The organism is Pseudoalteromonas arctica A 37-1-2, from assembly GCF_000238395.3.
Classification (GTDB): Bacteria; Pseudomonadota; Gammaproteobacteria; order Enterobacterales; family Alteromonadaceae; genus Pseudoalteromonas; species Pseudoalteromonas arctica.
Genome location: NZ_CP011026.1, coordinates 657,383 through 681,548 on the forward strand (window position 1 = coordinate 657,383; position 24,166 = coordinate 681,548).

Below are 24,166 nucleotides of genomic sequence, written 5' to 3' on the forward strand. Positions count from 1 at the left end.
GAATATATGCACACAGATATAATAAAAATAGGTATAAGCGCCTGCTTAGCAGGCGAAAAAGTTAGATTTGACACAGGACATAAAAAGTCAAATTTTTGTATGGATGAGCTAGGTAAACACGTTGAATACACACGGTTTTGTCCGGAAGTAGCTGTTGGTTTACCGATACCTCGTCCAACTATTCGCCAAGTTAAAGTGGGCGATACTATTAAAGTATGCCGCCCAGATGGCACCGGCGAGGTAGGCCAACAACTTACTGAATATGGTAAAAAAGTTGCTACTGAACAAGCTAAAGAATTAAGCGGATTTGTATTTTGTGCAAAAAGCCCAAGCTGCGGCATGGAGCGCATTAAAATATACAATGAAGCAGGAACAGGTAATACCTCTGAAGGCGTTGGTTTTTTTGCTGAGCAAATAATGAAGCACAACCCATTATTGCCATGTGAAGAAAACGGACGTTTAAACGACATGCATTTACGTGAAAACTTTGTAATGAGAATTTACGTATTTAAAAACTGGCAAAAATTAGTACAAGAGCCGCTTACGGTTCATAAGCTTACTCAATTTCACTCTCAGTATAAGTACTTGTTGATGGCTCATAACTATCAAGCTTATCGTGATTTGGGTAACCTGCTGGGGACTTATGTAGGCGACGATATAAATGCAGTTGCTGATGAATATATTTTAGGTTTGATGACGGGTCTTAAAAAGCCAGCTTCTCGCAGAAATAATTGCAACACGCTAATGCATTTACAAGGTTACTTTAAAACTGATTTATCGAAGGTTGAAAAACAAGAACTTCGTGATGCGATAGATGAATACCGCGAAGGTTTGGTGCCATTGTATGTACCACTTACCTTGTTAAAACATCATTTGAAGGTTCACCCAAATGAGTACCTTGAAAAACAAGTGTTTTTTAACCCTTACCCTCACGATTTAAAACTACGATTTGGTATTTAATGGATACATTATTTTGGTTTAGGCGCGATTTGCGCCTTTTTTCTAATGAAGCGTTAATTCAAGCGCTAAACAATGGCGCTAAACACGCCATTTTTTTTGTGTCTGAAAAACAGTGGCAACAACACCAAACTGCGCCTATTCAGATTGACTTACTCAAGCGCCGAGTTACTTATCTTCAATCTCAGCTTGCTGATTACGGTATTACTTTACATGTTATTGAAGCACCTAGCTTTTCTGATTGTACGCGTGAGCTTATTGATTTTTGTAAAGCAAACGATGTAAAACACGTAATTGCTAATACAGAATATGAGCTTAATGAAGTAAACCGCGATAAAGCAATTTTGCACGAATGCGATGAGCTTTCTATTACTTTTACTTTGTACGAAGGTGATTTAATTGCACCTGTTGGAACGGTCAAAAATCAAAGTAATGAAATGTATAAAGTATTTACTCCTTTCAAACGAGCATGGTTAAAGCAGTATCAAGATACACACTTTAGTTTGCCTCAATGGCCTTTAACTTCTGAGCCAACAAAATTTGATGAAAGCGGCTTACTAAAAAGTGATGGATGCTCGGATAAGTGGCCGGTTGACGACGAAACACTTTCTACTGTGGTCGATAACTTTATATGTGACAAACTTACAAGCTACGACGATCAGCGTGATATACCCAGCGTAAAAGGCACATCAGGTTTAAGCCCGTATTTAGCACTTGGTATTGTAAGCACAAAACAGCTGCTTATTAATATTCAGCAGCGTTATCCTGATATTTTAACTACGTCAAAAAGTAAAACGTTTACGTGGATTAACGAGCTTGTTTGGCGCGAATTTTACAGGCATTTAATTGCTGAATTTCCGAAGCTTTCGCGCGGTGATAACTTTAACGAAAAGTATAACGCCGTAGTGTGGCGTAAAAGCGAAAATGAATTTACAGCATGGTGTGAAGGGCGTACAGGTTTCCCGTTAGTAGATGCTGCAATGCTACAACTAAAGCAAACCGGTTGGATGCACAATCGTTTACGTATGGTTGTTGCGAGCTTTTTAACTAAGCATTTATTAATAGACTGGCGCGAAGGTGAGCGCTTTTTTATGCAGCACCTAATTGATGGCGATTTAGCCTCAAATAATGGTGGCTGGCAGTGGGCTGCAAGTACCGGGTGTGATGCTCAGCCTTACTTTAGAGTTTTTAACCCTATCAGACAAAGCGAGCGCTTTGATCCAACTGGCAAGTTTATCCGTAAGTATTTGCCAGAGCTTGAAAACGTGCCAGATAAACACATTCATTTTCCACACACTTATTTAGCCGCAATAGGTAAAGATAAGGAATGTTACTGGCCAGCAATAGTTGATCATAAAGCGGCACGAGAACGTGCACTTGCTGCATTTAAGGTGTGATATGGATAACCAGTTACCAGTAGATAAATTTGTTGAAATATACCAACAGCTTGATAGCACTAATCTTGATTTATTGAGTGATATTTACTGTGACAACATACAGTTTATAGACCCAATGCACGAAATTAATGGCATTGTAGAATTGCGCAGGTACTTTGCTAACTTATACAGCAATGTTAAGCATTGTCAGTTTGATATTAGCGATTCGTTTAATAGCGGAAACAATGCTTTTATTTATTGGACTATGCACTATGCACATCCAAAGCTTTCATCAGGTAAAACTATTTCGGTAGAAGGTCATAGCAAGCTTATTTTTGAAAATGGCAAAATTATCAAGCACAGAGACTACTTTAATGTGGGCGAGTTGCTGTACAAACATATTCCTTTACTTGGTAGTGTTATAAAGCTAATTGATAAAAGGGCAGGTTAATTATGATCACACTTATAACGGGTGCTACTTCTGGTATTGGTGAGCAGTTAGCAATTAAATATGCGCAGTTGGGAGACACTGTTATAGCTTGTGGCCGTAATAGTGAAAAGCTCGCTGAGCTTGCTAAATACGACAATATTCAAGCATGTAAATTTGATGCAACTAATCTACAAGACATTAAAGAGTCGACAGTTGGCTTTCCTCATTTTGACCGTGTTATTTTAAACGCGGGTAACTGTGAATACATAGATGACGCACGAAACTTTGATAGTGCATTGTTTGAACGTGTAATAAACGTAAATTTACTCTCTATGGGGTATTGCCTTGAGGCGCTACTTCCTAAAATAAATTCAGGTGGTCAGCTTGTTTTGGTCAGCTCAAGTGTTACCTATCTTGCGCTACCTCGTTCAGAAGCTTATGGTGCATCAAAAGCGGGTGTAAGTTACTTAGCAAAAAGCTTAGCTGTTGATTTAGATGATGTTGATGTGACTTTAGTTCACCCTGGCTTTGTGAAAACTCCGCTTACTAATAAAAATGATTTCCCGATGCCTATGGCCGTTACCGCTGAAAAAGCCGCAGATTATATGATTAAGGGAATACATAAGCGCCGAAAAGATGTTCACTTTCCGTACCGTTTTACACTTATATTAAAAGCATTACGTATTTTACCACTCCCAATTTGGCTTAAAATCGCAAAAGGATTAGCCCGTTGAAAAAAATAGCAATAATAGGAACTGGTGTATCTGGTTTAACATGTGGGCATTTGCTTCATAAACATTACGATGTAACCGTATTTGAAAAAAATGATTATATAGGTGGCCACACTGCAACGGTTGATGTTGATGTATGTGGCATAAAATACGCAATAGATACTGGCTTTATTGTATTTAATGACAGAACTTACCCATACTTTGAAAAGTTACTATCGCGTATTGGTGTAGATAAACAAACAACGCAGATGAGCTTTAGTGTTCATAACGAAGCCACTGGCTTTGAATACAATGGCCATACGTTTACAAGCCTGTTTGCACAGCGTCGTAATATTTTTAGACCTAAGTTTTGGCGATTATTGTACGACATTGTTAGGTTTAACAAATTATGTAAAGCACTACATGAAAAAGATGATTACCAATCTGATCAATCATTAGGGCAACTGCTTAGCGACAATCACTTTAATGACTTTTTTAAATACCATTATATTCTTCCGATGGGCGCGGCTATATGGTCTACCAGTATTAAAGAAATGGAAAATGTAGGCGTTGAATTTTTTGTTAAGTTCTTCTTTAATCACGGCCTTTTAGATGTAACAAACAGACCACAGTGGTATGTAGTACCAGGTGGCTCTCGTCAGTATATTAAGCCGTTGATCAGAGGCTTTGCTGATAAAATTAAACTTAATACAGATATTAAATCTGTTACGCGTCAAAATGATGAAGTAACAATAGAGTTTGCCAATGGTGAATTAAGTAAGTTTGATAAAGTAATATTTGCTTGTCATTCAGATCAGGCGCTTGCACTACTTGGTGATGCTACTGAGCAAGAAAAATCAGTATTGGGTGCAATAGCTTACACTGAAAACTCAGTTGTGCTGCATACCGATACAAACCTTTTACCAGATAGAAAAGCGGCATGGGCAAGTTGGAACTACCTACTTAATAACAACACTGATAAAGCAGCTGTTGTTACTTACCAAATGAATATTTTGCAAGGTATACAATCGGATACACAGTTTTGTGTAACGCTTAATCACCTTGAAGGAATAAGCCAAAGTAAAATTTTGCGCGAGTTTACTTATCATCACCCTGTATTTAACCAAGAGTCAATTGCTGCTCAAAAGCTTAAACACAGTATTGATGGACAAAACAATAGTTATTTTTGTGGTGCTTATTGGTACAATGGCTTTCATGAAGATGGCGTACACAGTGGTGTAGATGTAGCCAAGCAACTTGGGGTCGAATTTGACTAGTGCAGTGTATTTAGGCGATGTAAAACATCGCCGTTTTGCTGTTAAAGAACATCGTTTTAGTTACCCTTTGTATATGATGTGGGTAGATTTAAATAACCCTCAACAACTAAATGGTGTGCATAAGCACATAGGTACGTCAGGCTTAAAAGCGTTAAAATTTAATGAAGCTGATTATCTTAAAGACACCTCAGAACTTGCTAAACGACCTCTTATTGAGCGTGCGCATGATCAACTTGCCAATTTAGGTATTACTGAAACCTTTTCTCATATTTACATGTTAGGGCAGTTTCGTTGTTTTGGTGTGTATTTTAGCCCTGTTAATTTTTACTTTTTTGGCCACAACGACACCCGTTTTAAGTACATGATTGCTGAAGTGAGTAATACACCATGGAACGAACGTCATTATTATTTAGTCCCTTTAGAAAAAAAAGTGAACTTTAAGAAGGTTTTTTCCGTATCACCTTTTATGAATCTGGATATGAACTATCATTGGCATGTTAAACAATCGCCTGATAAAACATTGATACACATTGAAAATAAGCGAAATGAAGAGTTATTATTTGATGCAACACTTCGCTTGAAACGTAAAGAACTCACTAACGAAGAGATTAATAAGTTGTTTAAACGTTTTCCGGCCATGACATGGTCTATTTTCAAAGGTATTTATTATCAAGCATTAAAGTTGTTTATAAAGCGAGTGCCTTTTTTAGGTCACTCAGGTAAGCCATAAAGCACATAGGTAGTCAGGACAATTAATAGGTATTTTAATGGATAAAGTGTCGAGCTTAAATTGCGAACAAAGCACTAGTTGGTTAACTAATATATATAAAAAATTAGTGACTAAAGCCTTTTCGTCAATTGAAACAGGTCAAGTTGTTTTAATTGAAGGAAATGAGCGTACAGTTTTTGGTGATGTATCGTCTGCGTTAAAAGCAACAGTAACGGTTAATGATAAAGCTATGTATAAAGCGTTTGCGTTATCTGGGAGCGTTGGCGCTGGTGAAGCGTATATTTTGGGGCATTGGTCTTGTGACAACTTAACTTCATTCATTGAGATATTTGCTATAAACGAAAAGCAACTCGATGAGTTTGAAAAAAAATTCGCATTTTTTAGTAATATCGCACACCGATTTAATCACATAAAAAACAAAAATTCAGAATCGGGTTCTAAGAAAAATATTGTTGCTCATTACGACTTAGGTAATGATTTGTACGAATCATTTTTAAGTAAAGAAATGCTTTATTCGAGTGCTGTATATCCTACAAAAGAAGCGACACTTGAAGAGGCTCAACAATACAAGCTTAAACGCATTTGTGAGCAAGTTGAGCTTCAAAAAAATGATTCAGTAATCGAAATTGGTACAGGGTGGGGGGCATTTGCTATATATGCAGCCACACATTACGATTGCCATGTAACAACAACAACCATATCTGATGAGCAACATGATTATGTAGCTAACAAGATTGTTGAACTTGGTCTTGAAAGTAAAATAACATTACTTAAGCTAGATTACAGACTACTAAAAGGTAAATACGACAAGCTTGTTTCTATTGAAATGATAGAAGCGGTTGGTCATGATTATTTGCCGAGCTTTTTCACTCAGTGTGGTGAGCTCCTAAAAGACGATGGCGCCATGCTTATTCAAGCAATTACTATTGGCGATCAGCGTTATAAGCACTACTTAAAAAACTCTGACTTTATTCAGCAGTATATTTTTCCGGGTGGATGTTTGCCATCGGTTAACGAAATGAGTGAGCAGATTAAAAATAATACCGATATGGTTATTCATACTGTTAATGATATTGGCGCTCACTACGCACGAACATTAGCAGATTGGCGAATTCGTTTTATAAAAAGCTGGCCTGATTTAGACCGCTCTAAATTTGATGAACGCTTTTATCGTTTATGGTTATTTTATTTTGCTTATTGTGAAGGTGCGTTTAGAGCCAGAGCAACAAGTACGGTACATTTAATGGCGCGTAAACCTCGTTTTACTAGTGATAACGATGATATTGCGCTCGGTTACTAATTTTGTTTTATTTCAAGCAGTGTGGTTTTTATCATTGCTGCTTGAAGCCAATTCGCTACTTTTTAGTGGCTTGATTATTGTTTTAATGTTTTGTTTGTCAAAGCAGAAAAAACAAGACTCCTTACTATTAATTAAAGCCCTACCTTTAGCACTATTGTTAGAATTTATAGCGGTAAAGTTAGGCTTGTTAGAATTTAAAGTTTATCCCTTCCCTCTATGGCTCGTCTTTTTATGGGCTGCATTATTACTTTCTTTGAATACCTCTATGGTTTTTTTGAGTAGATTAAAGCTTTGGCAGGCCTTTTTGGTATGTATGGCATTTGCGCCAGCAAGTTATTGGGCTGGAGCGCGCTTTGAAGTAATAAGTTTAGGTTTACCTTTATGGCAATTCTGGCTCGTTTACGGGGCGCTTTGGTCTACAGTGTTTACTGTTATTCTTTTCATAAACCAAAAAATCAAGTTATTCATCAATCGCTGATCTTCCACAATTTCTATTTCGTAACATTACCCATTGACTCAAAGGGAGCTTATTTTGAAATTTTTACTAAAGGCAGTTACTTTTTATTTGCTTACCACTTCAATTGTTTTAGCTAACACACAATTTAATAAAGTAGGCGAAGCACGAATGGAGTATTTATTTTGGGATGTATATGACGCTGTGCTATTTACCCCTTCAGGTAATTACAGCGCAGGAACACATCCTGTTAAGTTTAAGCTTACCTATTTACGTGACTTTGACGCTAAAGAAATAGTAAAAGCAACAAATGAGCAGTGGGAACATCTTGGAAAAACAGGGCTGGCAGACAAATACGACAGTAAATTGTTGTCTATTTGGCCTGATATAAAAAAGGGTGACTCACTAACATTAGTGACAAATGAGCAAGGTATGAGCACTTTTTATCATAATGATGAAAAAATGGGTGAAATTGATGAACCTCAATTTTCGAGTGACTTTTTAGCTATTTGGCTTGATGAAAAAACCTCTGAGCCAAAATTACGAAAGCAATTATTAGGGAATTAATATGAACATATTAAACACGTTAAAAGCAGCTGTTATGAGCCTCTCGGCTCTACTTTTAATTAGCTGTTCGGCACCAAATGTTGAACATTATAAAAATACATCGCCAAATTTCGACTTTAAAACGTTTTTTAGCGGAAATTTGAAAGCCTATGGTGTTGTACAAGACTTTAAAGGCGAATTGACCCGAAAGCTTGTCGTAGATATGAATGCGACTTGGGACGGTAACCAGGGCGTTATTGAAGAAGACTTTGTTTATGATGATGGCGAAACCCAAAAGCGAATCTGGAAAATAACGTTAAATGAAGACAATAGTTTAACGGGGACAGCAGCTGATGTTATAGGTACAGCAAAAGGCAAAAGTGACGGCAGCGTATTTCATTGGAATTATGATGTAGAGCTTCCATACGATGGCAGTACTTTAGAAGTAAATTTTGACGATTGGATGTACCTGGTTACACAATCGCGCTTGATAAACCGCACATCTATTGTTAAGTTTGGAGTCGAGGTCGGGGAAGTGACCTTAGTTATCGAAAAAATATAGCTTATTTACCCAGTTGCTTAACTTGCGCCAAAATTGTACTCAAATTAAGTCTTTGTTAACCCAACACGCTGTATTCTACCGAGAATTATTTAAATTTTACTCATTTTTTAAGAATTTAAGCAAAAAATGCAATTTGCTGTTGCTAACTCTTTAAAAATGCATAAAGATAGGTTTTGCGAAGGCAAAATAATAACGAATAGGAATCTAACAATGAATAAAGCTCAATTAGTTGAAAAAATTGCTACTGATGCAGAAATCTCTAAAGCCGCTGCTACTCGTGCTCTTGACGCGTTTACAGGTGCTGTAACTTCTTCTTTAAAAGAAGGTGATTCAGTAGCATTAGTTGGTTTTGGTACTTTCTCAGTAAAAGAACGTGCAGCTCGCACTGGCCGTAACCCACAAACGGGTGCTGAGATCCAAATCGCAGCGGCAACTATCCCAAGCTTTAAAGCAGGTAAAGGTCTTAAAGACCAAGTAAACCCTTAATAGGTTTAACGAATTAAAATAAAAAAAGAGCTATTTGGCTCTTTTTTTTTATGTTTAATAAAGACATCAATTGATGCCTTTATATTATAAATTTATGCTTTTAAGGCTTTATCGCCTCGGCCAATGCCAACAGCACCAGAACGTACAACTTCAATAATATCGGTTTCATGACGAAGTGTGTCTAAAAACGATTCTATTTTGTCTGTACTACTCACTAGTTGTAGACTATAGCTTTGTCGGCCCATATCTAAAATAACACCCTGGAACACATCAACTACGCGGGTAACCGCTGCACGAGTCGTCTCGTCTTGAGCAAATACCTTAACAAGCAATAGCTCACGTTCAATGTGACTCATTTCTGTTAAATCGATAATTTTAAGCACGTCGACTAGTTTGTTAACCTGCTTTGTAATTTGCTCTACAACTCTGTCATCACCCATGGTGGTAATGGTAATACGTGATAACGACTGATCATCAGTTGTGCCAACAGTTAGGCTGTCAATGTTGTATGCACGTTGTGAAAAAAGCCCAACAATACGTGACAGTGCACCTGGTTCGTTTTCCAGTAAAATAGATAAAATACGACGCATTATGCTTTTACTCCTTTACGTAACCACATCTCATCAATGCCACCTAACTTGATTTGCATTGGGTATACATGTTCTTTCTCGTCTACAAGAATATCTAAAAAGACTAAACGATCGTTTATGCTCATAGCTTTATCGATTGCAGGTTGTAACTCATCAAGTGTGTTTACTTTAATACCCACATGCCCGTAGCTTTCAACCAACTTAACAAAATCAGGCAGTGAGTCCATGTAAGATGATGAATGACGACCGCCGTAAACCATATCTTGCCATTGGCGTACCATACCTAAAGAGCGGTTATTGAGTGATACAACTTTTACAGCTAGGTTGTACTGCAAGCAGGTAGATAGCTCTTGAATATTCATTTGAATAGAGCCATCACCCGTAATACATACAGATTCTTTATCAGGAAAGGCTAATTTTACGCCCATAGCAGCAGGTAAGCCAAAGCCCATAGTGCCTAGGCCGCCTGAATTTATCCACTGACGAGGATGCTTAAATGGGTAATATTGCGCTGCAAACATTTGGTGCTGACCAACGTCAGAACTTACGTAAGCATCGCCATTAGTGGCTTTATAAACAGCTTCAATAACGGCTTGTGGCTTAATTTTGTCGCCATCTGTGTTGTAGCTTAAACATTTTTGTTCACGCCAGCTGATAATCTGGCGCCACCAATCTTCTTGCGCGCTGCGATCTATTTTAATTGGGCTTTTATCAATACCCGTTTGTAGTTGTTCAAGTACGGTTGCTAAACAACCTACAACTGGTATGTGTGCTTTGATTGTTTTTGAAATTGAAGTTGGGTCAACATCTACATGTACAATTGTGGCATTTGGACAAAACTTTTTAACGTTATTAGTTACCCTGTCATCAAATCGTGCACCAAGCGCTAAAATCACATCGGCGTTTGCCATTGCTTTGTTAGCCTCAAGCGTGCCGTGCATGCCTAGCATACCTACAAAGTTTGGATGTACACCTGATATGCCGCCAAGCCCCATTAGTGTATTGGTAATGGGCGCATTTAACGATTCAACTAAATGCGTTAATTGCTCTGACGTATTTGAAATAACAATACCACCGCCAGAATAGATAACCAGTTTTTTGGCCTCTAGAATAGTTGTTACCGCTTTACGAATTTGTTTTGAATGCCCTTTAGTATTAGGGCTGTATGTTCTTAGCTCTGTTGTTTTAGGAAATTCGTATTCAAACTTTATAGCAGGGTTAAGCATATCTTTAGGAAGCTCAACTACAACAGGTCCAGGACGACCTGTACTGGCTATATAAAAGGCTTTAGCTAAGATTGTTGGGATTTCTTTAGCACTTCTACAGTTAAAGCTGTGTTTAACTATAGGGCGAGAACAGCCAACAATATCAGTTTCTTGGAATGCATCATCGCCAATCAAACTTGTAGGCACTTGGCCTGATAATACAACCATAGGAATTGAATCCATGTAGGCCGTTGCAATACCCGTTATACAGTTTGTAGCGCCAGGGCCTGAGGTTGCAAGTACAACACCAACGTCTCCAGTAGCACGAGCATAACCATCAGCCATATGTGTGGCAGCTTGTTCATGACGTACTAATATATGCTCAATATCATCTTGCTGGAAAAGTGCATCATATAAGTCTAAAACCGAACCACCGGGGTAGCCAAATATGTATTTTACCTTTAACTCTTTTAATGCCTGAACTACTAGTTCAGAGCCATTATATTCTTGTTTGCTCATCCTCATTCCTCTGTGCGCTTTTTTATGCATAAAAAAACCCCCGCGTAGTGCGAGGGTTTTTAAAAAGCAGTATCACCTTTTAATACATCCCCGCTGGGCTTATAACTAAGACCAGTACGAGTACGACTAAAAGGTTAATTTGTGTGTTCATAGTTTTTACTCTACTTAGCAAAACACTGCTTTTAAATTAAAAATTCTGTATAGGTTTATTTTTAAGGGTTTTGAACCCTTATGTCAACCTTGAAAGTGGTTTTTTGCATTTTAAATTCGTTTTGTGGCTTTTTTTAATTTAAATCTGCAGAAATACTGTATTTAACTGAGTTAACTAGCAGAAATTATGCGTTTTAGGTTGTGTGTTTGATTTTAGTTATAAAAGAGTGTGAAAGACCATTAACTTTTATTGCACATGTTAACTATATGTTTTTATCGCATGTTTAAATTTCTATTATTAGGTATGATTACTACATAATTATGTTTGAGGAAAACACAGTGAAAAAAGTGACGTTAATTGCGCTTTTAACTACGCTATTAAGCCCTATAGTAGCGGCTAATAATTTAAGCCCGCATGATGTTGGTATAACTAACGAAGAACGTATTTTATATTGGCTTAAAAAAAGAGACCAAATATCCTCTAGTGAGTTAGATAGTTCATTTAAGTCATATATGAGTAACAAAGAAGTTGCCAATCACTCAATTAAAAATGGCTTTAGGCGATTTAAATCTTCCTCTACGGATTTTTCAAACACAAATAAACAACAAGCCGCTTTTTCAACGTCGCTAGTGCCAGATCAAAGCGTTAATGATGTAAAAGTGTTAGCTATCTTAATTGATTTTCCTGACCTCAAACATGACGATAATCGACTTGTAGAGCAAGACACAAACATGTTTTACGCTGAATATTCAACTGAACACTATCAGCAAATGCTTTTTAATACTCAAGGTTATGCGGGCCCTGATGGACAAAGCTTATCAACGGCTGCAGATTATTATAAAGCAGCGTCTGGTAATAGCTTAAACTTTAACGGGCAGGTATATGGCTGGGTAACCGCTGATAGTAATGCAAAAATATATGGTGAACGCCAAGGCAGTACGCGTGATAAAAATGCGCCCGCTTTAGTCAAAGAGGCTGTGGAGAAGGCGGTTGCAAAGTTTAATATTAATTTAGCGGACTATGATTTAACTGATTTAGATGATGTTGATGGCGATGGAATTATTAATGAACCCAATGGCATTATTGACCATGTAATGATTTTTCATTCTAGTATTGGCGAGGAAGCAGGTGGCGGTTACCTAAGCACCGACGCTATTTGGTCGCACCGCTACTATGTATTTGATGAAAATAGCGGGCCGAGCGAGATTGCAGGCAGCAGTATTAAACTCTTTGGTTACACAATTAATCCAATTGATGCTGGGATTGGCGTGGTGGTGCATGAGTTTGGGCATGACTTGGGATTATTAGATGAATACGACTTACAATCTAACACGGTAGGTGAGCCTGTCGCGTCTTGGTCAGTTATGTCGACAGGAAGTTGGGCAGGTTCTCCACGAGGCTCAGAGCCTGTTATGTTTAGCCCTTATGCGCTTGAATATTTACAAAATCGATACCAGGGTAATTGGGTTAATCAGCTCACACTTGATATGGATGAGATAGATGCTAACGCACAGCAAACATTAATTAATACTGCGAGTACTTCACAACTACAAAGCCAAATAAAAATAACACTGCCATCTCGACTCGAAAAATTTAAAACGCCAGTAGAAGGCGATTTTCAATACTATTCAAATACGGGCGACAATGTTAGTAACAGCTTAGTTAATACAGTAACGCTACCAAACACAACTGAGACACTTACTTTAAGCTTTATTGCTTATTACAGTATTGAGCGCGATTATGATTTAGTACAGGTAAAAGTAAATGGGGAGCCTATTGCTAGTAATTATACGCAAGCAATTAACCCATACTATGGTGACATTGGTCCGTATATATCAGGTGATTCATTTTTTAATAGTGATGCTAAGCAGCCTAACGGCTATTTAACTCATAAGTTTGATTTATCAGCTTATGCTGGGCAAATAATTGATCTAAAAATTGAATACATAACAGATGCGAACACACATTATTATGGTTTTGTTGTGGATGATATGCGTATTGAGCAAAGTGATACTTTAATTTGGCAAAATAATGCACAAGATCAAATTAACACCGAGTTTAATGGCTTTGAAAAAATAGGTAGTTACACATATGCATCGCCATCACATTACTATTTACAATTGCGTTCATACACAGGCGTTGATAGTAGTTTGCAAGCAGAGCAGTACTCACCGGGATTATTATTGTGGTATAGCAATGAATCTCAAGCAGATAACAACACGACAGAGCATCCAGGTAGTGGTTTTGCATTAGTGGTAGATGCTGATCAGCGCTCGATAAATAAAGGCAGTACGCAAACTCCGGCTGCTTCAGCAATACAAATTCGTGATGCTGCTTTTAGTTTATATCCACAGCGAGCTGGGTTAGGTGATGATGATTTATCAGCTATTACAGAGTTTACTGATAAAACCGACTATAGTTTTTCAGCGCAACAGCCATCGGGCGTTGTGCTTCCACAGGTTGGCTTTGGGTTTAATATTATAAGCCAGTCAGCTGATAGTGAAGATATAGAAGTAGAGCTTAATTACGATGTTACTAAAGGTATTAATTTTACCAAAACAGGTTTAATCGTTAATTTTAATGTAGAAGGTTTTGCACTCACGCCTGCGGATAAATTTACGTGGAATTTTGACGATGGTAGATCAAGCACAGAGTTAACGCCTACTCATGAATACCAAGATTATGGCACCTATAGCGTTGAGTTTATGGCAAGTAATGATACTTCACAGCAAGTAGCTGTAGCTCAAGTTACATTAGCTGAGCCATTATCTGTAAATGAAATTGAATATGAAATAAACCAAGGAATATTAACAGCTCAAGCTTCGTTTACAGGTGGAGTCGCACCGTATACTTATAATTGGCAGCTAGGCGATGGAAGTACTTTAACGACGCAATCGCTCACTTATAATTATTTATACTCTGGTGATTACCAAGTAACGCTTACAGTGACAGATAACGAAGGCACGGAGCAAACTAAAGCGGTTGATGTAACTGCAACTGTTCCGCTTAGTATAGACGCAAACGTTACAGTAAATGATTTAAGCGCTCAATTTAATGCGCAAGTAACCGGCGGCTTTAATAGTTATACTTACAGTTGGGATTTTGGTGATGGCAGTGCGGTATCAAACTTACAAAACCCAAGGCATACTTATCAAACTGACGGGGCATTTAGTGTAACGTTGAATGTTACTGATACTCAAACAAATGATACTTTTACTAAAGAGTTATCTCTTACAGTGCAAAAGCAACAAAGTAGTTCGGGTTCAAGTGGCGGATCATTGGCAGGTTTATTAGTGTTATTACTTTTATGCTTACCTAGGATAAAGCGCAGCTAGCAAATAAAAAAAAGCCCGCTAAGTTAGCGGGCTATTTAAATTAATAACAAATATTAATTATAAACGGTCAATTACTGATTGAGTGAAATCAGTTGTACCGTGGCTGCCGCCTAAATCGCGAGTTGTACGGTCGCCAGATTTAATTACATCAGCAACAGCACTACGAATACGCTCTGCTGTATCGCCCATATCTAAATGCTCAAGCATTTGGATAGACGCTAAAATTACAGATGTTGGGTTAGCTAGGTTTTTGCCAGCAATATCTGGTGCACTACCGTGTACAGCTTCAAAAATTGCAGCGTCTTCACCAATGTTAGCACCTGGAGCCATACCTAAGCCGCCAACTAAACCAGCACAAAGGTCAGATAAAATATCACCAAATAAGTTAGTCGTAACAATTACGTCAAACTCTTCAGGTGTCATTACCAGTTTCATACACGTTGCATCAACAATCATTTCATTTGATTCAATTTGTGGGTAACGCTCAGCTACTTCACGTGCTACTTTTAAAAACAAACCAGATGTTGATTTTAAAATGTTAGCTTTATGAACAGCAGTTACTTTTTTACGACCTTCACGTACCGCTAGCTCATATGCAAAAGTTACGATTTTTTCTGCGCCTTCACGCGTAATTATCGATTTTGCTTCTGCTTCATTACCGTCTTCACTTACTATTTGGCCTGCACCTGAGTACATACCTTGCGTATTTTCACGAATAGTAATGATATCAATATCGTCGTAACGTGCTTTAGTGCCAACAAATGATTTAACAGGGCGTACGTTAGCGTATAAACCAAATTGCTTACGAAGTGTAACGTTAATAGACGTAAAACCTTCACCTACAGGCGTTGTTAATGGGCCTTTAAGAGTGATTTTGTTTCTAGCTATTGTATCAACCGTGTCTTGTGGAAGTAACTCACCTGTTTTTTCAAGTGCAGCTAGGCCAGCATCAACAAATTCATAATCAAAGTCGCAACCTGCGGCTTTTAATATTTCAAGTGCTGAGTCGATAATGCTCGGACCGATGCCGTCGCCTTTGATCACTGTGATGGTTTGTTTGGCCATTGACTTTTCCTTTAAAGAGTTTGATTTGCACATAAATTATTACCCTGAGAGGATAATCGCTTGTTAGATCATTTATGTGAACGTGCTTGAAAATTTAAGGGCGCATTTATATCAACTTATCACCCATTTTGCTAGTTTATACAAGAAATACTGGGTATACACCAAAGTTATAATGGGTATAAAGACGTTAAATAGGGCCCCATAAATTAAATACTATTAAATAACGCGAGAGATTCTAATTTTTGATTAAAATCAGTTGGGTTTTGCCAATTTAGTATTTTCAGTTGTTCGTTTAATGTTTGCAGTTGCCACGCTGTTAGCGCGAGTTCTGGTTTAAAAACACTCTGAGCAACAATTTTAAGTGTGATCCAGAGTTTATGAGAATCAGTTAAGTGTTTTTTAGGTGTTTGCTCTGCTTCTAAAAGTGCCGTTGTCCATGGGTTGTCACTTAATAAATGAGTAAGCTGTTGCGTTAGTTGCTCGTTATTAATTGAATCTACTCCAAAAAATGAGCAAATAGGGGCACTTAATGTTTTATTTGGTGTGTCGTCAATCAGCGTTTTACGAGAAAGCTGTGTACTGCATTGCGTTAATAAAAAATGAGCATAAGCATATAAAGGTAATGTAATGTGTTCAAACTGGTCGTGTTTATTTTTACTGACTAATAAGGCCATTATTTTCACCAAACCATTTAATCTGTTAGTAACGTAGGCTTGCAGAGGGTGTGGGGTGACATTAACTAATTGCTCAAAAACAACTCTTTGAATTATCGCAGGCGCATTATAATAACCGACCATCGATAAACTATGCTTTAAGTCTTTAGCGGCTTGATGCTCCTTATTATAAGGTTTTACTGCCTCACATAAATTAGCAACTACCTGAGGGTGAGCCACCATTAGCTGGCTTAGCCCTTTATAGCTATATTCGTGCTGTGACTTAATATTACTTATTAGTTCAAGTAAAGACTGTGCTTTATCAACGCCAACCACACTTTTTGACTTAACATGTTCACTGTTAAACACTTTGAAGCTAATGGTTTTATCAGCGCAATGCCATTGTTTTGGGTTGTCGTTAAGCGTTGCTTTAACGCTAAACCAAGCTAATTTATTTGGATTAGTGTTACTAATTAAAATATGTTTTTGCTGCGCATCAGTCGCTAAATAAATCATGGTTTGCTCGGCATAAAAAACGCGGCTTCCCGGTAATAGTGGCCCCAAATGGGCTATAAGTGATTTGATTAGCTGCAGTGCAAACAAATTTGGTGTGCGAATGTACAAGTCAGTAAGTGCTTTAAATAAACTTATGTGTTTATTAGCCGTATTACTAGTAATGTTCATACTAATAATATTTGCTAAAGCAATTAGTGTTATGCCCCCATCGTAAAGCATTATTTTAGGAGCACTTACCAATGCTTGTTTATATTTACTTAACTTAGCTAATAATTGCGTGACGGGTTTGGCAGAATCGCCACTGGATAACATTACTTTTGCGGCTAACTGATGACGCATTTTCCATATGTTTTTATCAGAGTCTTGAAAAGGTGTTTGTTCGCAAAGCTTGTTTAATTGCGCTCCAACACATAAATGCTCAATAAGTGAAGCCGCTATGTATAGCTCGCTTAGGGCATTGTTATAGTGTTGAGATTTACAAAGTGCAGCGGTTATTACACTCTGGCTAACAACTAAATTGGTGGCATAAGAATAATTAGGATTATAAAGTGTTAAACGAGCTTGTAATGCGAATGGCTGTTCACTATAGAGCACTCTATATTGCTCAGCTAGCTTACTTGCCATGGGGTATAAAGCTGTCCATTTTTGTTTATTGTTATAATAGCTTAAAAACAGCTGCGTATTATTAAGCAGCTGCTCTAAAGTAGTTGAAACAGCTTCATCCATTAAACCTTCACCTAATTTTGTTCTTGATATTTATTATATGCACTAGGACCCCATAAAAATAGCTGCCCATTTTTAAATAATAACCCAGTACATTCATCCATAGTGGTTATACCGTCAGATGTTTTATGCTGTGTACGGTAAAAAACAATCTGAAATACCTGTTCACCATCTCGTTTGGCATAAGTAAGGTCAGGGCTGCCTAAATAATCAAGCACAGTATTTAGTGTTGTGGGCTGCTCAAGTGATAGTTTTTCGATATAACGTTTATTAAAAGCTTCTCGGTCTTGCCAGATCATAGCCTGAGGATCGTCTTTATAAAAAGTGATCACCAACGCTGCTATCAGTGCATATAGCCCTAAACCTAAGATTAAATATCGGATAAATTTTTTCAATATGGTTTACTCTGACTCCGGTAACTAATAATAGTATACGTTTTGTAATGTTTAGAGGCTATTAACTTGCGACTAATTAAGTCTTAACTGCTTTAAACTAAAGCCTAAATTTATATCGGTGCGTAAACTAACCAAGTGCTTTGAGATTACGTACATATCCATATTAGCGGCTAACTTTGCTTTAATACTCGGGCTTAGAGACTCATCTTCGGCCGCATGCTCAATTGAATTATAGTTATTAACTATTTGCTGCGCAGACTTAGTACCTATTCCTTTTACTCCCGGAATATCATTTGTCTTATCACCAGCCAAAGCCCAAAAATCAACGAGCTTACTTTGCTCAACACCAAAACGCTCTTTTATACTTGTCTCATCTAAATAGAGTTTTTTAAAGTAATCATAAACTGTAATGTAGGGGCCTAAATAGGGTAAAAAGCCTTTATCAGTAGAGACAACAGTATTAGCTATTTGATTATTTGATGCCTTAAACGCAAGCGTTGCAATAATGTCATCGGCTTCATCGTTAATAGGCTCAAATACAACAATACCGGTTTCTTCTATTGCGGTTTTAAAGTGCTCTAAGGCATCTTTTAGCACTTGAGGCATTGGGGCACGGGAGTGTTTGTAGTCTTTATAAAAATGATAACGCCAGCTTTTGTCACCATCAAATACCGCAATCGCATGGGTTGCATTACTTGTATCTAAAAGCTTTTTACACGCATGAGCTACACGTGCGCAGCACGTTTGTATCATTTTCTCATCACTGTGATGTTTTTGATTAGCGTCAACGGCGTAAATGCGCCTAATTAAATTAAGCGCATCAATAAGAAGTAAATGGGGTTTCAAACTATAAAACTCATGCTTTTATTTTGTAACACGGAATGTATTTGCTGCCAGGGAGTTTCATACGGCCTTGATCAACAAATGCTTGTAATAACGTATCCATATTTTCCATAAGGGCAGGCTCGCCACTTAAAATGTATGGACCGTTTTGCTTAATGGCTTTAACGCCTTCGTCTTTTACATTTCCAGCTACAATACCTGAAAAAGCTCTGCGTAAATTAGCTGCTAATAACTGCTTTGGTTGATCAAGATGTAAATCAAGACTTGCCATATTTTCGTGTGTTGGTGCAAAAGGTTGTTGAAAATCGTTATCGATTTTTAACGTCCAGTTAAAGTAGTAGGCATCGCCTTCACTTTTACGGTAATCACGAACATTGGCCATAGCCGATCTTAGCTTTTGTCCAACTAACTCAGGATTATCAATAATAACTTCAAACTTATCTAATGCTTCTTTACCAAGCGTCATTTCAACAAATTCACACAGCTCTTTAAAGTACGCTTCACTTTCTTTAGGGCCAGTTAAAATCACAGGCAAACATTGTTTGGTGTTATCTGGATGAAGTAATATGCCTAATAAATATAGCAATTCTTCAGCAGTACCTGCGCCACCAGGAAAAATGATAATAGCGTGAGCTGTTCTTATAAAAGCTTCAAGGCGTTTTTCAATGTCAGGTAAAATAACTAATTCGTTAACAATAGGGTTTGGTGGCTCTGCAGCAATAATGCTTGGCTCTGTTAGGCCTAAGTAACGGTTATTGGTATTGCGCTGTTTTGCATGGCCAATAGTGGCACCTTTCATTGGGCCTTTCATGGCACCAGGGCCACAACCAGTACAAATATTTAATCCACGTAAGCCAAGTTCGTAACCTACTTGTTTTGTGTATTTATATTCAACTTCGTTTATTGAGTGTCCGCCCCAGCATACAACCATACTTGGCTCGCTATTAACACGCAAAGCACCTGCATTTCTGAGCATATCGAATACCATATGAGTAATGGCTTTTTGCTCTTTTAAATCTTTTTCGTATTTTTGACAAATAAACAAAATATCGCGAATAACAGAAAATATATGCTCGTGAATTCCGGTAATTATTTCGCCATCAACAAATGCGGTTTCGGGTGGGTTTTCAAGCTCAATTTTAATGCCTCGTTCGCGGCTTACTAAACGAATATCAAAATCTTTGTATTTGTCGTATATATCGCTACTTTCGTCGGTATGGCTACCTACATTAAGCACTGCTAGTACGCAGTTTCTAAATAACTTATAACGCTCACTAGCAGAAGATTGCTCTAATAAATCAACTTCTAATTGCGACAGTAAATCTAAAACCCCAGTTGGGTTTAACTGTATTAACATAGACGTTCTCCTTACTGCTAAATCGTAAAAAACTACTTGTCATGAAATTTATAATGGCTATGACATTATTTACTGGTACAAAGTCTATCTCGTCCTGAATTTTTGGCCTCGTAAAGAGCATCATCTGCTCTATCAAATGCCTTTAACAGAGTATCGCCTTTTTTAAACTGAGTTGCACCTACCGAGATAGTGATCTCAATTTGTTTTTCTCTAAATTTAAAAGGTATATTTTTAATTACCTTTCTTACTTTATCCAGAGGTAATGTTGCGTTTTCTAGCGACACACCAGGCATTAACAATACAAATTCTTCACCGCCGTAACGCGCTATAAAATCGGACTTTCTTACCGATTTTTGCAACGCTTTTGATATAACCTGTAAGGTAATATCGCCTGCGGTGTGGCCAAATCTATCATTGATAGATTTAAAGTGGTCAACATCAATAACCGCAAGCGTAACATCTGATGGCTGCACATTAAACAAATGCATTTCGTGATCGTAGCGTTCATCAAATGCAGCTCGGTTAGGCAGTTTTGTAAGCCCATCAAGTAAGCTTTTAAAGCGCTGCTCGTTTAAGCGTTTTTTATAAGTAGTTAACTTACCTTCTAAAGTGCCAATACGATTATTTATTTCATTAAAGCTAGAGCTAAGCATTTCTCTGTCTTTTCGCTCAAGTTTTTCTTTTGCTATAAAATCTTCGCTTAGTGATTTTAATTCGTTATCTACGAGTTCTTTTAAAGATGAAATTGACGTGGCTTTTTGGGTTTGCTCATTAAGATTTTTTATTTTTAGTTCGATACTTTTATTTAATGAGTCAAACTCAACTTCCATTGACTCAGAGTGCTTGCTAGTTGAGATAATAGAATTGTGTAAATCTTCAAGGGTTTGATTTAATGAAACTAAAAAACTTTGTGCCGATTTACGTTCTTTACTTATATTTTTTACCACTACATCAATAATACTAATCGCAGCATCAAGTAATGCTGTTATAGTTTTACTTGCGGTAATGCTGTTTTTTATATGTTTAATTTGTTGAGTAGCTTCATCTTCCAGAACAAGTTCATTAGTTAGTTCAAGCAGTTTATTTGCATAGCTTTGTACAGTAGGTAACTTTTTATCAATTACTGGGTCTTGTTTTGTTATTAAAGCTTGATGGTAAAACGATATAAGTTGATCAAGAAGTGGGATATAACCATGCACTGAATGGACATTATTAATTTCATTATCGAGTAGGTTTCTTAGTGTCCTGCGGGTATCGTCAGTTAAACCCTTGGTTTTTTGTAGTTGTTTACCTGCATTTTGCACATTGTTGAATAAATCACGTTGTTGGGTCTGTTGAACTGATTCTTGGTTTTTAAGTAGTGTTAAAGTTTCACTAACAAGGGGAGAGAGGTCTTCAAAGCTCATACCTTTATTGAGTGCACTTCTAAATTTAGCAAGGCGATTATCTAACTCAATATCAAGCCCTTTACAGCTTAGCGAAAGTTTAGCTGCAAAGTCGCACAAAATATCCACTTGATGTTTGCGTGCACTTTCAACAGCCATACGAGCATCAATTGCTTGTTTGAGTTTTTTATCTGTTGGATTAGATCTTTCAGACACCTAAGCGTACCGCCATCAAATTAATTTTATTATCTTCAGTTTACAACAAATTTTTATTATGTGTAGTTATCTAGTAAAAAACTTAGAAATTTTAATAAGCTACTACGTATAAACTCGTATACGGGGCAATTTGTCGTATTTAATTCACTTTTAAATAGGGGCTTGCTAGTCTTGCAGGCAATTAAGTTTCCACTAAGAGTCTCTATGAAAAAGTTATTAGCCCTATCTATTTTAGCTGCATGTTCAGCACCTGTATTTGCCGACGTAAATTATTCTTTAGAAATCTCACAACCACAACACCATTTAGGCGATGTAAGTGTTGAGTTTCCAAAAACAGCGCAAGCACATCTTGATATAAAACTTCCTGCATGGCGAACGGGTCGCTACGAAATGCTAAACCTTGCTAATGGCATTCGTTACTTCAAAGCTAAAGATGAAGATGGCAAAGAGTTAAAATGGGAAAAAATTGACCATAGTACATGGCGTGTACACCTTAATGAGCCAACAGAAGTTAATGTTGACTACCAAGTGTATGCAAATGAGCTTGGTAAGCGCGCTCGCCACATTGACGACAGCCATGCATTTATAGATGCATCAGGCTTTTTTATGTTTAGTGAATCATTTCGCCAAGAGCCAGTAACCGTTAATTTAGAGGTACCTAAAAAGTGGCGCTCTGTATCGGGTATGGATAATTTAAAAGGCAAAAATTCATTTAAAGCAGCAGATTACGACGTACTTGTTGATTCACCAATCGAAACGGGTATTAACCAACTACACACATTTGAAGTAGATGGCCGTGAATACGATTTAGTTATATGGGGCGATGGTAACTACGATGTAGAGCAAATGCTTACCGATCTTAAAAAATTGGTTGCTACTGGTAATGTAATTTGGGATGGATATCCGTATGAACGTTATGTATTTATGGTTCATGCTACGTCGGGTGCTGGTGGTGCAACAGAGCATTTAAACTCAACAATTATTCAACGTCCACGCGATAGATTTGGTAGCCGCGAAGATTACCTAGCCTTTATTAGCACCGCTGCGCATGAGTTTGTTCATACGTGGAATGTTAAAGCATACCGCCCTCAAGGTTTAGTGCCGTACGATTACACGAACATGAATTACTCTAAACTGCTTTGGATTGCAGAGGGTTCAACAAGTTATTTTGAAGATCATTTAATGGTTCGCTCTGGTATTGAAACAACAGATGAATTTTTTAAAGTGATGAGTAAAACCATTAATCGTCATTTACAAACACCGGGCCGTGAAGTGCAAAGCGCAAGCGAAACAAGCTTTGATAAATGGATTAATCAAGGTGGCGATCATGCACGTAACTACAGCACTAATATTTATTCTGAGGGTTCGTTACTTTCATTAGTTTTAGATATCGACTTGCTAGAAAAAAGCCAAGGTAAAATAAGCTACCGAGACGTACACAAAGCACTTTATAACAATCATAAAATGCCAGCTGGTTTTACAGATGTAGATGTACTTAATATCTTAAAAGATTTAACAGGGCGTGATTACTCAAGCTGGTGGCAAGAAAATGTTGAGTCGCCTGCAAGTATTAACTTTGACGACTTACTTACTAAAGTAGGCTTGAAATTTGAACGTCCTGAAAAAGCAAAAGCCCTTGCAAGTATTGATGCTATCGCTAAAAACACAGGCGAGTTACTTACGTTAAGTTACGTTCGCCGTGGTGGCAGTGCGTGGAAAGCAGGTTTAACTACCGATGATAAAATTGTCGCTATAAACAAACATCACGTAGGTAAAGATTTAAAAACCAGCTTAGAAACGTTTAAAGCAGGCGACAAAGTAACAATAGACTACATTCGCCGTGATGCCCTTGAAAGCTTAACATTAGTATTATCAAAAGATTTTGATAAGCCTAAAAAAGTAGTTGCTGATAAAGAGGCAACGCTTGCGCAAAAGGCATTATTTAAAGCGTGGATTGGTGTTGAACATCCAAATGATGTAACTGACAAATAACGATAAAAATTATATTGTTTTTTATATTAATTAATCATAGCGTGATCTTCCGTATTACATCGTGGATCACGCTATGTGTTGATGTTTTTTAAGTTCATCATGAAATAATAAAACTGGAAATCGTAGCGTATTAAAAATATAGATATGTTAAAAAAATGGAATGATGTTAACAGGGGAAATTTTCATATTCTTTCTACTAAGTTTATCAAAAATAATTTTAAGACTAAATTGGTATTATAAAAAAATAGAGTAAGCTATTAGGCCTGATAATTCAGAGCCGGCAGCTACATTTTGTCTTAAAAAGCACCTATTTACATGAAATGTATGTATGAAAAATGAGCTGTTGACTTGTTTTGTTGCTAAAATCAAATTAATTACTAATATAAATACATT

21 protein-coding genes are annotated in these 24,166 nt (G+C 37.3%); 13 read left to right on the top strand and 8 right to left on the bottom strand.

Annotated features, from left to right (window positions below; all coding sequences use genetic code 11):
• The first annotated feature begins 6 nt into the window (after positions 1-6).
• The 11 genes from PARC_RS20465 to PARC_RS20515 all read left to right on the top strand — a co-directional run bounded on the left by PARC_RS20465 (position 7) and on the right by PARC_RS20515 (position 8,828).
• Positions 7-960 (top strand): YbgA family protein, encoded by a 954-nt coding sequence (locus tag PARC_RS20465; protein WP_007580711.1) that lies wholly within the window; start codon positions 7-9, stop codon positions 958-960.
• A complete protein-coding gene (phrB, locus tag PARC_RS20470) occupies positions 960-2,354 on the top strand; it encodes a deoxyribodipyrimidine photo-lyase (RefSeq protein ID WP_010552976.1) in 1,395 nt (464 codons plus the stop codon). Before PARC_RS20465 ends, phrB begins: the two co-directional genes overlap by 1 nt.
• Position 2,355: 1 nt before the next feature.
• Positions 2,356-2,784: a nuclear transport factor 2 family protein gene (locus PARC_RS20475; RefSeq protein WP_007580706.1), complete on the top strand. Its 429-nt coding sequence runs from the start codon at positions 2,356-2,358 to the stop codon at positions 2,782-2,784.
• Between the two features lie 2 nt (positions 2,785-2,786).
• The gene (locus tag PARC_RS20480; protein WP_007580704.1) at positions 2,787-3,497 is read left to right on the top strand and encodes an SDR family NAD(P)-dependent oxidoreductase; all 711 of its coding nucleotides are present in this window, start codon (positions 2,787-2,789) and stop codon (positions 3,495-3,497) included.
• Positions 3,494-4,750, top strand: coding sequence for an NAD(P)/FAD-dependent oxidoreductase (locus PARC_RS20485; RefSeq protein ID WP_007580703.1), 1,257 nt, complete (start codon positions 3,494-3,496; stop codon positions 4,748-4,750). The genes PARC_RS20480 and PARC_RS20485 overlap by 4 nt, the downstream gene beginning before the upstream one ends.
• A complete protein-coding gene (locus PARC_RS20490) occupies positions 4,743-5,480 on the top strand; it encodes a DUF1365 domain-containing protein (RefSeq protein ID WP_010552975.1) in 738 nt (245 codons plus the stop codon). Before PARC_RS20485 ends, PARC_RS20490 begins: the two co-directional genes overlap by 8 nt.
• A 37-nt stretch (positions 5,481-5,517) precedes the next feature.
• Positions 5,518-6,780: an SAM-dependent methyltransferase gene (locus PARC_RS20495; protein ID WP_010552974.1), complete on the top strand. Its 1,263-nt coding sequence runs from the start codon at positions 5,518-5,520 to the stop codon at positions 6,778-6,780.
• Positions 6,758-7,258: a DUF2878 domain-containing protein gene (locus PARC_RS20500; RefSeq protein WP_010552973.1), complete on the top strand. Its 501-nt coding sequence runs from the start codon at positions 6,758-6,760 to the stop codon at positions 7,256-7,258. Before PARC_RS20495 ends, PARC_RS20500 begins: the two co-directional genes overlap by 23 nt.
• Before the next feature lie 54 nt (positions 7,259-7,312).
• Positions 7,313-7,801, top strand: a complete 489-nt coding sequence (locus tag PARC_RS20505) for a chalcone isomerase family protein (protein WP_010552972.1) — start codon at positions 7,313-7,315, stop codon at positions 7,799-7,801.
• 1 nt (position 7,802) lies between these two features.
• Positions 7,803-8,342: a DUF3833 domain-containing protein gene (locus tag PARC_RS20510; protein WP_010552971.1), complete on the top strand. Its 540-nt coding sequence runs from the start codon at positions 7,803-7,805 to the stop codon at positions 8,340-8,342.
• Between the two features lie 210 nt (positions 8,343-8,552).
• On the top strand, positions 8,553-8,828 hold the full coding sequence (locus tag PARC_RS20515; RefSeq protein WP_002962474.1) for an HU family DNA-binding protein: 276 nt from the start codon (positions 8,553-8,555) through the stop codon (positions 8,826-8,828).
• 92 nt (positions 8,829-8,920) lie between these two features.
• Here PARC_RS20515 and ilvN read toward each other — a convergent pair whose 3' ends face one another.
• Entirely contained in the window at positions 8,921-9,418 is a 498-nt protein-coding gene (gene ilvN, locus PARC_RS20520) for an acetolactate synthase small subunit (RefSeq protein ID WP_007580691.1), read from the bottom strand.
• Positions 9,418-11,142 carry an acetolactate synthase 3 large subunit gene (locus tag PARC_RS20525; protein ID WP_010552970.1) on the bottom strand — a complete coding sequence of 575 codons (1,725 nt, stop codon included), beginning with the start codon at positions 11,140-11,142 and terminating at the stop codon, positions 9,418-9,420. The genes ilvN and PARC_RS20525 overlap by 1 nt, the downstream gene beginning before the upstream one ends.
• A gap of 489 nt (positions 11,143-11,631) precedes the next feature.
• Between PARC_RS20525 and PARC_RS20530 the strand changes: the two genes are divergently transcribed.
• Positions 11,632-14,628: an immune inhibitor A domain-containing protein gene (locus PARC_RS20530; RefSeq protein ID WP_010552969.1), complete on the top strand. Its 2,997-nt coding sequence runs from the start codon at positions 11,632-11,634 to the stop codon at positions 14,626-14,628.
• A gap of 57 nt (positions 14,629-14,685) precedes the next feature.
• On the opposite strand, the gene PARC_RS20535 is transcribed toward PARC_RS20530, so the two are convergent.
• From PARC_RS20535 to PARC_RS20560, 6 genes are all read right to left on the bottom strand, one after another.
• The gene (locus PARC_RS20535) at positions 14,686-15,693 is read right to left on the bottom strand and encodes an isocitrate dehydrogenase (protein ID WP_007580684.1); all 1,008 of its coding nucleotides are present in this window, start codon (positions 15,691-15,693) and stop codon (positions 14,686-14,688) included.
• 206 nt (positions 15,694-15,899) lie between these two features.
• The gene (locus tag PARC_RS20540) at positions 15,900-17,588 is read right to left on the bottom strand and encodes a hypothetical protein (RefSeq protein ID WP_010552968.1); all 1,689 of its coding nucleotides are present in this window, start codon (positions 17,586-17,588) and stop codon (positions 15,900-15,902) included.
• 11 nt (positions 17,589-17,599) lie between these two features.
• Positions 17,600-17,983 carry a DUF3192 domain-containing protein gene (locus tag PARC_RS20545; protein ID WP_024591078.1) on the bottom strand — a complete coding sequence of 128 codons (384 nt, stop codon included), beginning with the start codon at positions 17,981-17,983 and terminating at the stop codon, positions 17,600-17,602.
• A gap of 69 nt (positions 17,984-18,052) precedes the next feature.
• The gene (gene xni / locus PARC_RS20550; RefSeq protein WP_010552967.1) at positions 18,053-18,826 is read right to left on the bottom strand and encodes a flap endonuclease Xni; all 774 of its coding nucleotides are present in this window, start codon (positions 18,824-18,826) and stop codon (positions 18,053-18,055) included.
• Positions 18,827-18,836: 10 nt separating this feature from the next.
• On the bottom strand, positions 18,837-20,180 hold the full coding sequence (gene ppnN, locus PARC_RS20555; RefSeq protein WP_007580678.1) for a nucleotide 5'-monophosphate nucleosidase PpnN: 1,344 nt from the start codon (positions 20,178-20,180) through the stop codon (positions 18,837-18,839).
• Positions 20,181-20,245: 65 nt separating this feature from the next.
• Positions 20,246-21,781 carry a GGDEF domain-containing protein gene (locus tag PARC_RS20560; protein ID WP_010552966.1) on the bottom strand — a complete coding sequence of 512 codons (1,536 nt, stop codon included), beginning with the start codon at positions 21,779-21,781 and terminating at the stop codon, positions 20,246-20,248.
• A gap of 204 nt (positions 21,782-21,985) precedes the next feature.
• Here PARC_RS20560 and PARC_RS20565 point away from each other — a divergent pair, with 204 nt between their 5' ends.
• On the top strand, positions 21,986-23,773 hold the full coding sequence (locus PARC_RS20565) for a M61 family metallopeptidase (protein WP_010552965.1): 1,788 nt from the start codon (positions 21,986-21,988) through the stop codon (positions 23,771-23,773).
• The last annotated feature ends 393 nt before the right edge of the window (positions 23,774-24,166 follow it).